Origin of the sequence: Streptomyces prunicolor NBRC 13075, assembly GCF_000367365.1 — a bacterium.
Classification (GTDB): domain Bacteria; phylum Actinomycetota; class Actinomycetes; order Streptomycetales; family Streptomycetaceae; genus Streptomyces; species Streptomyces prunicolor.
Window position 1 is genome coordinate 1 of the sequence record NZ_BARF01000078.1, and the last position, 12,326, is coordinate 12,326.

Annotated in this window: 14 protein-coding genes; 6 read left to right on the forward strand and 8 right to left on the reverse strand. The window is 69.3% G+C overall.

Annotated features, from left to right (window positions below; translation table 11 throughout):
• Nucleotides 1-606, reverse strand: a 606-nt coding sequence (locus SPR02S_RS56785) for an FMN reductase (RefSeq protein WP_019061306.1), incomplete at its 3' end; no start/stop codon positions are given.
• Nucleotides 603-1,715 carry an LLM class flavin-dependent oxidoreductase gene (locus SPR02S_RS33010; RefSeq protein ID WP_019061307.1) on the reverse strand — a complete coding sequence of 371 codons (1,113 nt, stop codon included), beginning with the start codon at nucleotides 1,713-1,715 and terminating at the stop codon, nucleotides 603-605. The genes SPR02S_RS33010 and SPR02S_RS56785, both read right to left, overlap by 4 nt.
• Nucleotides 1,716-1,819: 104 nt before the next feature.
• On the opposite strand from SPR02S_RS33010, the gene SPR02S_RS56790 reads away from it, so the two are divergent.
• The 3 genes from SPR02S_RS56790 (at nucleotide 1,820) to SPR02S_RS33025 (ending at nucleotide 4,676) form a co-directional block, all read left to right on the forward strand.
• Nucleotides 1,820-2,680, forward strand: coding sequence for a helix-turn-helix domain-containing protein (locus SPR02S_RS56790; protein WP_019061308.1), 861 nt, complete (start codon nucleotides 1,820-1,822; stop codon nucleotides 2,678-2,680).
• Nucleotides 2,681-2,796: 116 nt separating this feature from the next.
• Entirely contained in the window at nucleotides 2,797-3,957 is a 1,161-nt protein-coding gene (locus SPR02S_RS33020) for a sensor histidine kinase (protein ID WP_019061309.1), read from the forward strand.
• Nucleotides 3,954-4,676 (forward strand): response regulator transcription factor, encoded by a 723-nt coding sequence (locus SPR02S_RS33025; protein ID WP_019061310.1) that lies wholly within the window; start codon nucleotides 3,954-3,956, stop codon nucleotides 4,674-4,676. The genes SPR02S_RS33020 and SPR02S_RS33025 overlap by 4 nt, the downstream gene beginning before the upstream one ends.
• Here SPR02S_RS33025 and SPR02S_RS33030 read toward each other — a convergent pair.
• From SPR02S_RS33030 to SPR02S_RS33040, 3 genes are all read right to left on the reverse strand, one after another.
• A complete protein-coding gene (locus SPR02S_RS33030) occupies nucleotides 4,645-5,199 on the reverse strand; it encodes a hypothetical protein (RefSeq protein ID WP_019061311.1) in 555 nt (184 codons plus the stop codon). The genes SPR02S_RS33025 and SPR02S_RS33030 overlap by 32 nt on opposite strands.
• A 164-nt stretch (nucleotides 5,200-5,363) precedes the next feature.
• Nucleotides 5,364-5,837, reverse strand: coding sequence for a MarR family winged helix-turn-helix transcriptional regulator (locus SPR02S_RS33035; protein WP_019061312.1), 474 nt, complete (start codon nucleotides 5,835-5,837; stop codon nucleotides 5,364-5,366).
• A gap of 110 nt (nucleotides 5,838-5,947) precedes the next feature.
• Nucleotides 5,948-6,433 (reverse strand): hypothetical protein, encoded by a 486-nt coding sequence (locus SPR02S_RS33040; protein ID WP_026151076.1) that lies wholly within the window; start codon nucleotides 6,431-6,433, stop codon nucleotides 5,948-5,950.
• 128 nt (nucleotides 6,434-6,561) lie between these two features.
• Here SPR02S_RS33040 and SPR02S_RS33045 point away from each other — a divergent pair, with 128 nt between their 5' ends.
• From SPR02S_RS33045 to SPR02S_RS33055, 3 genes are all read left to right on the forward strand, one after another.
• Nucleotides 6,562-6,897, forward strand: coding sequence for a YnfA family protein (locus tag SPR02S_RS33045; RefSeq protein ID WP_026151077.1), 336 nt, complete (start codon nucleotides 6,562-6,564; stop codon nucleotides 6,895-6,897).
• 115 nt (nucleotides 6,898-7,012) lie between these two features.
• Nucleotides 7,013-7,789 carry an SDR family NAD(P)-dependent oxidoreductase gene (locus SPR02S_RS33050; protein ID WP_019061315.1) on the forward strand — a complete coding sequence of 259 codons (777 nt, stop codon included), beginning with the start codon at nucleotides 7,013-7,015 and terminating at the stop codon, nucleotides 7,787-7,789.
• The gene (locus tag SPR02S_RS33055; protein ID WP_019061316.1) at nucleotides 7,789-7,983 is read left to right on the forward strand and encodes a hypothetical protein; all 195 of its coding nucleotides are present in this window, start codon (nucleotides 7,789-7,791) and stop codon (nucleotides 7,981-7,983) included. The genes SPR02S_RS33050 and SPR02S_RS33055 overlap by 1 nt, the downstream gene beginning before the upstream one ends.
• A 28-nt stretch (nucleotides 7,984-8,011) precedes the next feature.
• Here SPR02S_RS33055 and SPR02S_RS33060 read toward each other — a convergent pair whose 3' ends face one another.
• The 3 genes from SPR02S_RS33060 to SPR02S_RS33070 all read right to left on the reverse strand — a co-directional run bounded on the left by SPR02S_RS33060 (nucleotide 8,012) and on the right by SPR02S_RS33070 (nucleotide 12,228).
• Nucleotides 8,012-9,385, reverse strand: coding sequence for an alpha/beta hydrolase-fold protein (locus SPR02S_RS33060; protein WP_020684236.1), 1,374 nt, complete (start codon nucleotides 9,383-9,385; stop codon nucleotides 8,012-8,014).
• Nucleotides 9,386-9,449: 64 nt separating this feature from the next.
• Nucleotides 9,450-10,817 (reverse strand): hypothetical protein, encoded by a 1,368-nt coding sequence (locus tag SPR02S_RS33065; protein ID WP_019061318.1) that lies wholly within the window; start codon nucleotides 10,815-10,817, stop codon nucleotides 9,450-9,452.
• A gap of 217 nt (nucleotides 10,818-11,034) precedes the next feature.
• Nucleotides 11,035-12,228, reverse strand: coding sequence for an RtcB family protein (locus tag SPR02S_RS33070; protein WP_019061319.1), 1,194 nt, complete (start codon nucleotides 12,226-12,228; stop codon nucleotides 11,035-11,037).
• Nucleotides 12,229-12,326 lie beyond the last annotated feature (98 nt).

The following is a 12,326-nucleotide window of genomic DNA, read 5'->3' on the forward strand; positions in this document are numbered from 1 at the left end:
TTGTGCCGGCCTGCGCTGAGAAGCCGAAGGAGAAAGCGCCGCCAGTTGTTCCGCGAACGGTACGACTGTCGGCTGCTTCGCCGGGCTCGCTGTCGACAGACCCTTCATCAGCGCCCCCAGCTCCCCCGCCGCCCGTTCGATCCGCTCCGGCAGGCCCTCCGCGCCCCAGTCCTCCGAGGCCGCGTAGACCCCGGTCGGGACGACCACTGCGCGCAGGTAGGCGAACAGCGGGCGCAGGGCGTGGTCCAGTACCAGGGAGTGCCTCGCGCTGCCGCCCGTCGCCGCGATCAGCACCGGCTTTCCGGCCAGCGCGTCCTTCTCCAGTACGTCGAAGAAGGACTTGAACAGTCCGCTGTACGACGCCGAGAACACCGGTGTCACCACGATCAGCCCGTCCGCCTCCGTCACCGCGTCCAGCGCGGCGGCGAGCGAACGGCCGGCGAAGCCGTTGGTGAAGTTGTGCGCTATCTCGACCGCGAGGTCACGCAGCTCCACGACCTGTATGTCGACGGGGGTCCGCCCGTCCACCGCCGCCGCCAGCCGGTCGGCCAGCAGACGGGTGGACGAGGGAACACTCAGCCCCGCCGAGACGACTACGAGCTTCATGCGACGGTCACCCCTTCCGAAGCCTTTTCCGATGCGGCTGTCTTGGCGGACTTCAGCGACTCGTGCGTCGGGGCCTCCGGTGCGTCCGCCGGGCGGTTCGCCGCGAACTCCTTGCGCAGGACCGGTACGACCTCCTCGCCCAGCAGGTCGAGCTGCTCCAGGACCGTCTTGAGCGGCAGCCCGGCGTGGTCCAGCAGGAACAGCTGGCGCTGGTAGTCACCGGCGTAGTCCCGGAACGCGAGGGTCTTCTCGATGACCTCCTGCGGGGAACCGACGGTCAGCGGGGTCTGGTCGGTGAAGTCCTCCAGGGAGGGCCCGTGGCCGTAGACCGGCGCGTTGTCGAAGTACGGGCGGAACTCCCGGATCGCGTCCTGCGAGTTCTTGCGCATGAAGACCTGGCCGCCGAGCCCGACGATCGCCTGCTCCGGCGTGCCGTGGCCGTAGTGCGCGTACCGCTCCCGGTACAGCTCGACCATGCGCTTGGTGTGGTCGGCCGGCCAGAAGATGTTGTTGTGGAAGAAGCCGTCGCCGTAGAAGGCGGCCTGCTCGGCGATCTCGGGGCTGCGGATCGAGCCGTGCCAGACGAACGGCGGTACGTCGTCCAGCGGGCGCGGCGTCGAGGTGAAGCCCTGGAGCGGGGAGCGGAACTTGCCCTCCCAGTTCACGACGTCCTCGCGCCACAGGCGGCGCAGGAGAGCGTAGTTCTCGATCGCCAGGTTGATGCCCTGGCGGATGTCCTGGCCGAACCACGGATACACCGGGCCGGTGTTGCCGCGGCCCATCATCAGGTCCACCCGGCCGTCGGCCAGGTGCTGGAGCATCGCGAAGTCCTCCGCGATCTTCACCGGGTCGTTGGTGGTGATGAGGGTGGTGGAGGTGGAGAGGATCAGCTTCTCGGTCTGGGCCGCGATGAAGCCGAGCATCGTGGTGGGCGACGAGGGCACGAACGGCGGGTTGTGGTGCTCACCGGTCGCGAAGACGTCGAGCCCGACCTCCTCGGCCTTCAGCGCGATGGCGACCATGGCCTTGATGCGCTCACGCTCGGTCGGCGTCCGTCCGGTGGTCGGGTCCGGTGTGACATCGCCGACGCTGAAGATCCCGAACTGCATGGTCGTTCACCCTCCAGGTTGTTGATTATTCAACTATACCCTGCAACGGCCGCCCCCTCACACATATTCCGCGCGCTGTCAGTGGGCGGACCTACGATCCGTACATGGCCGCCCCGCACCGCGACACCCGGAGGACAGCCGACGACACCCGCGGAATCGTCGACCCCACCGAGCTCCTCACCCGCGTGCACTTCCGCCGCCCCGAACCCGCCGAGCCCCTCCGCCCGTACATCGAGCACTACTGGCTCATCGACTGGGACCTGACCGAGCCCTACGTCTCGCACGTCGTCCCGCACCCGGCCGTGCACATCGTCTTCCAGCGGCTCGCCGGCGAGGACGCCTTCGTCGAGATCGCGGGCATCCCGCACGGTCTCTTCGCGCAGAAGCTGGAGGGGAAGGGGCGGGTCTGCGGGATCAAGTTCCGGCCCGGCGCCTTCCGTGCCGTCGCCCCCGACCGGCCCGTGTCGGAGTGGACCGGGCTACGGGTCCGGCAACCCGACGTGCTCCCGGACATCGACCCCGGCACGATCCTCGACCCCGCCGACGACACCGCCCGCGTCACCGCCCTGGACTCCTTCCTCCTCGCCCTCGATCTCCGCCCCGATCCGCAGGCCGAGCTCGCGACCACCCTGGTCGACCGCATCCGCGCCGACCGCACCATCCGCCGCGTGACCGACTTCGCCCACGCCGAAGGCCTCTCCGTACGACTGCTGCAACGCCTCTTCGCCGCGTACGTCGGTGTCGGCCCCAAGTGGGTCATCCTGCGGTACCGCATCCACGAGGCCCTGGAGCGGGCGGGCGCCGAGGAGCCCGTGGACTGGGCGGGACTGGCCGCCGACCTCGGCTATGCCGACCAGGCCCACCTGGTCCGGGACTTCACGGCGACGGTCGGGGTGACACCGACGGCGTACGCGCAGGGCGTGCAGGGTGTGCAGGGCGTGCAAGGAGCGCCGGGCGCGCGCTGACCACCGCCGACGGGCCCACACCCGCACGCTGGTAGCTTTCGCAGCGCCCGGACGACAGTGGACAGCGCCCGGAGGACAGTGGGCAGCGGCCGGACGACAGTGGAGACTGGGACCTGATGAACCGAGCTCAGGCCGCGATCCGGTGGTTCACGGCGGACAACAACCCCATCCAGGTCCTCGGCACCGTCGTCGGTATCACCGTGGCCGCGCTCGTGGTGCGGCCGATCGGCCTGTCCGGGACCGGGCTCGCGGTGCTGTGTCTGCTCGTCCTGGTCTCACTGATGATGTGCACGCGGCTGATCCCCGAGGGACGGCTGGGGCCCGGCCCGCAGCTCGCGGTGCTGTGCGTCTGGTCGGCCGGGGCGGCGGCGCTGATGGGTCTTGACCGCTCCGGTGCGGCGGCCCTGTTCGCGTACTTCGTCACCGGGCACGCCGGATACCGGCTCGACAGCCGCCGCTCGCTGCCCTTCGCGGCGGCCACCAGCGCCGTGTGCGCCGGGGTGCTGCTCCTGCCGTGGGGCGGCCACGGCACCTCGTGGATGGTGGGCGCCTTCAGCGGGATCACGGTGCTGGTCGGCCTCTCCAACCGCGCCCACACCGAGGCGTTGCGCTCCGCGCGGGCCGCCGCCGAGCAGGCCGAGCTGGCCTCGCGGGCCGAGGCACGGGCCGAGGCGCTCGCCGAACGGGCCCGGATCGCCCGGGACGTGCACGACGTACTGGCCCACTCGCTGGCCGGGGTGAACATGCAACTGGAGGTCACCGACGCCCTGTTGGAGTCCGGTGACATCGAACGGGCCCGGCAGGCCGCCCAGCGGGCACAGAGCCTGGTGCGCTCGGGGCTCACCGAGGTGCAGCGCACGGTCGGGGACCTGCGGGAGGACGCGCTGCCGCTGGTGGAGACGCTGCGGTCCATGCTCGGCTCCGTCTCCGACGCCGGTACCCTGACCGTCGACGGGCCGCCGCGTGAACTGCCCGTCCGCCTCGCCCAGGTGATCGTGCGCTGCGCCCAGGAGGCGCTGACCAACGCGCACAAGTACGCACCCGGCGCCCAGGTCCGCATGCGCCTGGAGCACCGCCCGGACGAGACCGTCTTCGAGGTGGTCAACTCCGCGCCGCCGACGGAGGGTTCGCGGCCACTGGCCGGTGCGGGGAGCGGAATGGGGTTGGTCGGGATGCGCGAGCGCCTCGACCTGGTGGGCGGCACGGTCACGGCCGGGCCGATCGTGGACGGCGACGACGCAGGAGGATGGCAGGTGCGCGTGGTGATCCCCGGATGAGCGACGAGCGACAGGAACCGGGACAGGGCCAAGGACAGGGACCGGGCGAGCAACAGCCCACGGTGCGGGTGGTGGTGGCCGACGACCAGACCGCCGTCCGCGAGGCGCTGGCGACCGTACTGGATCTGCAGCCCGGCGTGGAGGTCGTGGCGACGGCGAAGGACGGCCGGGAGGCCGTGCTGGCCGCCGAGGCGTACTCGCCCGATGTGATCCTGATGGATCTCAACATGCCGCGGATGGACGGGGTCGAGGCCACCCGGCTGGTCACCGAGCGGTTCCCGCAGGTCGCCGTCGTCGTGCTCACCACCTTCGCCGACGAGGAGTACATCCTCGCCGCGCTCGGTGCCGGTGCCCGCGGCTACCTCACCAAGGAATCCGGCCGGCAGGACATCACCCGCGCGGTGCGGGTCGCGGCGGCCGGGCAGTCCGTGCTCGACCCCGCCGTACGGGACCGGCTCGTCGCCGCCGCCGCGCGGGGCGGTGCCCCCGTCGAACGCACGGGCACGGGACTCGCCCCGGATCTCACCCCCCGGGAGATCGAGGTGCTCACGCTGATCGGTGAGGGCCTCACCAACCGGGGGATCGCCGGGCGGCTGGTGGTGAGCGAGGCCACGGTGAAGACGCATATCAACAACCTCTTCTCCAAAGCGCATCTGCGGGACCGGGCGCATGCCGTGAAGTACGCGTTCATCCACGGACTGGTGAAGACCCCTGGGTGAGAGCCGCCCCCTGGACCCCGGCCGGCAGCAGCCGCACACGGGCCAGCAGCAGGAACACCCGGGTGAGGACCATGGCCAGCGCCATGATGACGAAGAACGGTGCGATGGCGTCCTGCACTATCTGGTGCTCCACCATGAACGTGCCGAGGTGGTCGCGGAACCAGGTGTTGTGCTCGGCCAGGTAGATGAACGCGACGCGCAGGGCGACCACCGCCGTCCAGATCGCCACGAACCCCGCACCGCACCGGGTGTGCACATGCCCCGAGGCCGGGTCGCGCTCCACGCCGGTGGTGAAGGTGGCGACAACCCCGCAGGCCAGCCCGATCGCGGCACCCACCAGATAGACGACCAAGTCGACGTGCTGGGTGGGCATCCCCCGCAGATAGAAGTACCCGACCGCCGACACCGTGCCGATCGGCATCAGCACTTTGTGCAGGTCGTACTTCCGGCGCCCGTACTGCGTCAGCATCATCACCGCGAAGATGCCCCCGCTGATCGTCAGCGCCTGCTCCATGTCCGTCATGACGTCCCACTCCTCGGTCTCCGGCGGTGAGCCCGCCGCGCGTTTTCCTGAGACCGACTCTCCCGCCGAAGCCGAAAAAGCTCCCGGACCCACGGGTGGAAATCCGGGTGGAGACGAAGGGTGGAGCCTCCCCCTAGGGGCACGTCAGGGCGCTGGACCTCCCGCTAGACCTCGCCCGCCCGCAACCGCGCGATCTGCCGCCCGCTGAACTCCACCGTCCGCCTCATGTGCCCGACGATCACGGCGAGTTCGGTGTCGTCCAGTTCGTCGAAGAGGGTGAACCAGCCGCCGCCCAACCGGTTCCACATGCGTCCGAACTCGGTGATCTTCTCCGGCACCGTCGCCACCAGGACCCGTCGCCGGTCCTCCCCGTCCCGCTCCCGGACGACGTACCCGGCCCGCTCCAGCCGGTCCACGAGCCGGGTCGCCGACCCCGTCGTCAGGCCGGTCAGCTCGGCGACCCGGCCCGTGGTCACGGGCCCGGCCTCCAGCGCGAGCAGGTTCAGGCACTGCAGATCGGTGGGGTGCAGCCCCAGCCGGTCGGCGACGGCCTGGTTGAACAGGGCGTACGACGCCATGTACCGGCGCGATACGGAGGACAACTCGTCCAGCAGCCGCGCCCGCGCGTTCCCGGACATGTCGTACCCCTCGTCGCCTGTGCCGTTCCGTACGTGCCGTGGGTGCCGTGCGGAGATCGAGATCGTACGACGCGCTCGCGGGCCTGGCTCCGCCGTACTAGGGGTGGGGCTCAGAAGTAGTACGTGTCACCGGTGTCCAGGACCAGCACCCGCTGCTGGTCGTTGGCCCGGTTCCCGTCCACCGCGCCCCCGCCCCACACCGTGTCCAGCTCCAGCAGCACCTCGGAGGACGCGTCCCGCAGCCGTACCCGCAGCTCGATCCGCTCGCCCACCGCGTCCGCGGCCAGCGCGCCCGTCCGGCACACCACCACCCGCTCCCCCGACCGCGCGCACCCCGCCGGCAGCGTCTGCGCGTCCGCGAGCGGCTTCGACCAGCGCAGCCGTACGGTCGCGTCGGGCACCGCGGACGGGCCGTGGTTGCGCGGGGTGAACCGCACGTCGACCCGGCCGCCGGTCATGGACGCGGAGCCGTGATAGGCGAGATCCGCCTCCGGGCCCGGGACATCCGGGTGACCCGCCGGCCCGGGGGCCGCGCCCGTCACCGCCAGCGCGGCAGCCCCTACCGCAAGAATCCGTAGTACCCGTAGTACCCGCATGCCATCCGCTCCTCAGTAGTACGCCGCGCCCTTGCACCACGCCACCGTGGTCGTACGGATGTATCCCACGCGGAGCGTGCGACAGGCGCCGTCCATCAGGTGACAGGCCGCGTGATTCGATGGCGACCATGCTCGTCCTCCGCTCCGCAGCCCTCTTCGTCGTCGCCGCCGTCTTCGAGATCGGCGGCGCCTGGCTGGTCTGGCAGGGGGTGCGCGAGCACCGCGGCTGGCTCTGGATCGGCGGCGGGATCATGGCCCTCGGCGTCTACGGCTTCGTCGCCACCTTCCAGCCCGACGCCCACTTCGGCCGCATCCTCGCGGCCTACGGCGGGATCTTCGTCGCCGGCTCGCTGGCCTGGGGCGCGGTCGCGGACGGCTACCGGCCCGACCGCTGGGACATCACCGGCGCCCTGATCTGCCTGGCCGGGATGGCCGTGATCATGTGGGCGCCCAGGGGGAACTGACCCGGCCCCCGGAACCGGCCCCCCTATCCTGGACGGAGTCGTACACACGAACTCGTTCACACGATCTCGTTGATCCATACGATCGATCTCGTTGATCCGTCCCGAGGAGCAGCTCATGGCCACCGCCGCACCGTCCGCCGCCTCCCGTATCGCGGTCGTCACCGGGGCGAGCGGTGGAATCGGCGCCGCCACCGCCCGGCAGCTCGCCTCGGCCGGTTACCGCGTCGTCGTCACCGCCCGCCGCAAGGACCGCATCGAAGCGCTCGCCGAGGAGATCAACGCGACCGGCGGCCAGGCCACGGCGTACGCCCTGGACATCACCGACCGCGCTGCCGTCGACGAGTTCGCGACCGCCTTCAAGACCATCGGCGTCCTGATCAACAACGCGGGCGGTGCACTCGGCGCCGACCCCGTCGCGACCGGCGACCCCGCCGACTGGCGCACGATGTACGAGACGAACGTCCTCGGCACCCTGAACATCACCCAGGCCCTCCTCCCCGCCCTCACCGCGAGCGGCGACGGCACGGTCGTGGTCGTCTCCTCCACGGCGGGACACGGCACGTACGAGGGCGGCGCGGGCTATGTCGCCGCCAAGCACGGCGCGCACGTCCTCGCCGAGACCCTGCGCCTGGAGATCGTCGGCACCCCGGTGCGGGTCATCGAGGTCGCGCCCGGCATGGTCAAGACGGACGAGTTCGCGCTGACCCGCTTCGGCGGCGACGCGGAGAAGGCGGCGAAGGTCTACGCGGGCGTCGCCGAGCCCCTCACCGCCGACGACGTGGCCGACACCATCACCTGGGCGGTCACCCGCCCCAGCCACGTCAACATCGACCTCCTCGTGGTCCGCCCCCGCGCCCAGGCCTCGAACACCAAGGTCCACAGGGAGCTGTGATGCCCGACGAAGCGGGCGGCCCGGCCAGTCCAGTTGGCCCGGACAACTCCCAAGAGGCCCTGGACAAGCGCCGGTTGGCCGAGGAGACCAGGAACGAGCGCAAGGTCTGGTACTTCCTCGGCTACTTCCTCTTCGGCATCCACCTCATCGCCTTCGTGATGATCTACGCGGTGACGCACGCCCCGAACAAGTAGGCGCGGCCCGCCAGTTGTCGCTCCACTACTACTTGGCCCTCCGCTGCTGGAAGATCCACGCCCTGATGTCCTCGATGGTGTAGGCGATCGGCCACGTCGAGTTGTGCTCGACGCCGTGGGCATTGGCCTTCCCTCCGGCCAGGGTCGAACCCTTCTTGAACGTGGCGTAGTTGACCGTCGTGCCCTTGGCCGCCATGGCCCTGACGTCCGCGGCGAACTCCGCCGCCGTCGACCGGCCGTCCCAAACCGCGCGGCCGACCTTCGTCCCGGCCTTCTCGACGACAGCCATGATGGCGTTCTCTCCGGGACAGGCCTTGGTGTCGCCCTGCGAGACGGTGACCCAGAGGTTCTTCTTCGCCGGCGGCGCGGCCTGGGCGGCGGGCCACTGGCCGGCGACGACCCATGAGGCCGCGAAGAGGTCGGGGTACTTGATGTTCAGGCCGAGGGTCATCATCGCGCCCATGGACTGACCTGTGGAGTACAGGCGATCGGTGTCGATGCTGTACTTCGCGGTCAGTGACCTGACCAGGTCGACCGTGGTGTCGAAGAGCGTCGTCGGCTTGTAGTCGTCGCCGACGACCACCTCCGGGTACTGGGGCGCCAGCACGAACGCCGGGCGCTCGGCCTGGTCCTCGGGGGCTGCCCAGCACACCGCGCCCAGGCCCTGCACCAGCGTCGCCCGCACCGTGGTGGTGATCAGGCTCGCGTCGTGCATGAAGAGGACGAGCGGATAGGACTTGGTCCGGTCGTAGTCCTTGGGGATGTAGAGGTTGCAGGGCAGCGACCTGCCGGTCCTCGAGTCCTTGTACGTGAACTGCTCGAAGTCGTCGACGATCAGGTTCACCGTCCTGCTGGTGGTGACCTTGGTGTCACCCGCGGCGTAGCCGGTGCCGCCGGTGGTCGTGACGGTGCCGGCCTGGGTGACAGTGCCCTTAGCCGCCTTGATGGTGGCCGGTCCGCCCGTCGAGCCCACCTGCGGACCGGGGATGACGTAGGGGCTGCTCGAAGAGGACGCCGAGGGCTCGCTCGACTCCGAGACCGAGACCGAGACCGACGGCTGAGCGGTCCCCGGCGCGCCCCCGCCGCCCGACCCCACGCCTCCCCACAGCAGGGCGCTGTCGTCGTCGGGAGACAGTTCGACGATGACGTACGTGCCGTCGGTGCCCCGATCGGCCGTCGCCGCGCGGGAGTTGGCGTAGACCTTGGTGACCGTACGACCCTCGACCTCGAAGGAGGACACCGAGAGCTTGGACGTGTCGATCTCGGTGTCGTACTCGACGGCCACCGCGATGAACTTCTGGCCGTCGCCGTAGACCTTGGTGATCGCGGTGGCACCTTTGACATGGCCGCTGCCGCTCCCGGAGTCGTCCGAACCCGAGTCACAGGCCGCCAGCCCCGACACAACCACTGCCGACGAACCCAGAACCCGCGCTAAGAAAGCGCGCCTTGTCGTCATTTTCCACACCTCAGTTCAGGGACTTGATAATGCGCCCGATTCGGGAGGCCGCCTTCTCCGCGGTGCCCTCGATATAGAAGCCGTCGACCGCCGCATAGGTGACGTGGTCGAAATTCCATTTGTCGGGCATGTTCTTGGCGCCGCCCTCGAACATCGACATGACGAACGTGCTGGAAAAGGACGAGTTCTCACGGATCGAGGTCGCGGTCGTGGTGGACAACTCCGGCTCCACACCCGCGAAGACACCCTTGCCGACCTGGAAGACCCAGAGCGGCACCTGGGCGGTGCCGGTGGGCGTGAAGGTGACGGCCTTGGTGGGCGCGCCGGCCTGCGGGCCGGTGACCTGGGTGGTGGTGATGTCGTCGGTGACCAGCCGCACCACGACCTGCTTGCCGCTCTCGTACTTGCCGATCCCCTGCGCCACCCGCACGATCTCGTTCCCGAGCCGCTCGCCCTGCGCGGTCAGCAGCGCGAACCCGGCGTCGTGCAGATCGACGCCGTAGGTCCAGCCCTTGTCCTTGTCGATCGTGTACCGCTTCGAGCGGTACGCCGGGAACTGGTCACCGCACGCGCCCACCAGCCAGAACCCGACGGCACCGGGGTACTGCGCCTCGACGTGCGTCATGGCCGCACCGGCGAGGTCGGCGGAGATCGGCAGGGTGCCGTCGGCCATGACGGAGTCCTGCATCACGCACGACTGCACGTTGTAGTTGGCCAGGATGGCGATCGGGTTGCCGTCGAGGTCGTTGAACCGGGCGACGTACACGCCCTTGTCCGAGGGCAGTTGCTCGTTCACACCGAGCCAATAGCCGTCGGCGGTGAGGACGTTGCGGTTCACGTTGACGTCAACTCGACCGGAGCCGTAGCCGACCTCGGCGTCCTGGAGGTTCTTCACGGCGTCGGCGACGGCGGACTTGGTGGCGCCGACGATGTTCTGCACATACGCGGCGGCCCCGGCCGAGGACGAACTCGCCTGCACATGCGGCGCGGAGAAGCAGTGCGTGACGGTGACCATGATGTTCGCGGCGGCGATACCGGTCGCCGCGGTGATGGCGTCCCGCATCAGCGCGATCGCCTCCGCGCTGATCGAGGTCAGGTCCAGCACGGCCAGCGCGATACTCCGGGACCCGGACTCCACCAGCAGGACACGGACGTTCAGGTCGTCGTGCACGGCGGTGAAGTTGTCCAGCGGCAACAGCGAGGCGGCGGGCGTGAACGCGGCCTTGCCGACACCGACCTTCAGCCCGCCGGAAGCCTTCGTGGCGGCCTGGGCCGAGGTGACACTGCCGAGGGCGGTCGCCGCAAGGACGCCGACCGCCCCGGCGGCCACCACGGTCCGCCGGCTCAACTCACTCTGATTCTGCTGCCGCTCAAGCATGTGCTGTCCTCCGAGACGCTGCGGGTGGGGGTTGGATGAACTCCCGGGCAGCATCACAGCGAATTTCGAGGCCAGCAATGAGGGGCGCGTGCAACCAATGCTTTCGCTGATCGAGCGCGTGAATGGAGAACGCATTTGACGTGCGACGGCGACGGAAATCCACAGCAATAGGCCGCGAATTCACAGCGATCTCAGAGGAGTTGCGGAGCTGCGGAGCTCAGCCCTTCACGCACACGACCTGCTTCAGCTTCGCCACGACCTCGACAAGGTCCCGCTGCTGATCGATGACCTGCTCGATCGGCTTGTACGCGCCCGGGATCTCGTCCACGACGCCGGAGTCCTTACGGCACTCCACACCCCGTGTCTGCTCCTCCAGGTCCTTCACCGAGAAGCGACGCTTGGCCGCGTTACGGCTCATGCGCCGACCGGCGCCGTGCGAGGCCGAGTTGAAGGACTTCTCGTTGCCGAGGCCCTTCACGATGTACGAGCCGGTGCCCATCGAGCCCGGGATGATCCCGTACTCGCCGGAGCCGGCGCGGATCGCTCCCTTACGGGTGACCAGCAGGTCGACGCCCTCGTACCGCTCCTCGCTCACGTAGTTGTGGTGGCACGAGATCTCGGCGTCGAAGGTCGGCTTCGCCTTCTTGAACTCCTTGCGGATCACGTCCTTCAGGAGCGCCATCATGATCGTGCGGTTGTACTTCGCGTACTCCTGCGCCCAGAACAGGTCGTTGCGGTACGCCGCCATCTGCGGGGTGTCCGCGATGAAGACGGCGAGATCACGGTCGACCAGGCCCTGGTTGTGCGGGAGCTTCTGGGCCGTACCGATGTGATGCTCGGCCAGTTCCTTGCCGATGTTCCGGGATCCGGAGTGGAGCATGAGCCAGACCGAACCGTCGCCATCTATGCACACTTCTGTGAAGTGGTTTCCGGATCCGAGCGTTCCCATCTGCTTTTGTGCACGTTCCTGACGGAATTTGACCGCTTCGGCAACCCCGTCGAACCGCCCCCAGAAGTCGTCCCACCCCCCAGTAGCCAGCCCGTAGAACCGCCCCGGCTCCACCGGGCTGTCATGCATCCCCCGCCCCACCGGAATCGCCTGCTCGATCTTCGACCGCAGCCGCGACAGATCGCCGGGAAGATCGTTCGCCGTGAGTGACGTCTTCACCGCGGACATTCCGCAGCCGATGTCGACCCCCACCGCCGCCGGGCACACCGCGCCCTGCATCGCGATGACCGAACCGACCGTCGCACCCTTGCCGTAGTGCACGTCCGGCATGACTGCCAGGCCCTTGATCCACGGCAGGGTCGCGACGTTGCGCAGCTGCTGGAGCGCGCCCTCCTCGACCGACGCCGGGTCGGCCCACATGCGGATCGGGACCTTCGCGCCCGGCATTTCCACGTACGACATATCGTCCTCATTCCCCCGTGGGTAATCAAAAAAGCTCAAAAGCCATACATCGCAAAACCGGCGCCAAGGTCAACGAAAGGGACAGCGGACCGGCGTCA